Consider the following 1,158-nt stretch of genomic DNA (forward strand, 5'->3'; position numbering starts at 1 on the left):
AAAAAGGGTATCCGCGTGATTTTGCCGCCGCCGTGACCGCCAGCGGTTCGGTACAGGCCATCCTCACGCCGCCTAGCCATAACTCGGTCATCTACTCGCTGGCCACAGGTGGCACGGTATCCATCGCCTCACTGTTTATCGCCGGTATCATGCCAGGCCTGCTGCTGAGCTTTACCATTATGGTGATGTGCGTGGGCTTTGCCCATAAACGCGGCTATCCCAAAGGCGAGCGGGTGCCTTTCAAACAGGCGCTTAAAATCTTTGTTGATACGCTGTGGGGCCTGATGACCGTGGTCATCATCATGGGCGGGATTCTTTCGGGGATCTTCACCGCCACCGAATCTGCGGCTATCGCCTGCGTGTGGTCCTTCTTCGTCACCATGTTTATCTACAGAGACTACACCTGGGCGGAGCTGCCGAAGCTGATGTACCGCACGGTAAAAACCGTCACCATCGTGATGATCCTGATCGGTTTTGCTGCGGCTTTCGGTGCCATCATGACCTACATGCAGTTACCGAGTCGCATTACCGAATTCTTCACGTCTATCTCGGATAACAAGTACGTCATTCTGATGTGGATCAACATCATGTTGCTGTTGGTCGGCACGCTGATGGATATGGCCCCGCTGATCCTGATCCTGACGCCGGTACTGTTACCTGTCGCCATTTCACTCGGGGTCGATCCGGTGCATTTCGGCATGATCATGCTGGTTAACCTGGGGATTGGTTTGATCACACCGCCAGTTGGCTCTGTGTTATTTGTCGCCAGTGCCGTGAGCAAACAGAAAATAGAGCAGGTGGTGAAGGCGATGGTGCCCTTCTACTGCGGCCTATTCTTCGTCTTGATGCTGGTCACCTATATTCCCGCCATTTCCCTGTGGCTGCCCAAGCTTTTCGGCGTTCATACCGGGTAACGCCGCCTCAATTCCGCCAGCCCTTCGTGCGAGACGGGCTGGCACTTCCCTGCTTTCTCCAGCATGACATCATTTCTGCCTCCTCAAAAACAGTGACTCTGACCGTTTTTCTCCCAGATGAAAAAAACGCAATCCCTCTCTTCTTCACACCATGCTAACGTAACCGCTTCCATTCTCTTTGGTGAAACAGACATGAGCAGCAAGAAAACAGCAACGACGCTGGTCTCAGCAGGACGCAGCAAAA

The 1,158-nt window shown here is 53.6% G+C and carries 1 protein-coding gene; it reads left to right on the forward strand.

Features of this window, described 5'->3' with window-relative positions; genetic code table 11:
- Positions 1–914 (forward strand): TRAP transporter large permease (locus J5224_RS29050; RefSeq protein WP_264628551.1); only part of this gene is annotated, 914 nt, incomplete at its 5' end.
- Between the last annotated feature and the right edge of the window lie 244 nt (positions 915–1,158).

This window comes from Candidatus Symbiopectobacterium sp. NZEC135 (assembly GCF_025962695.1).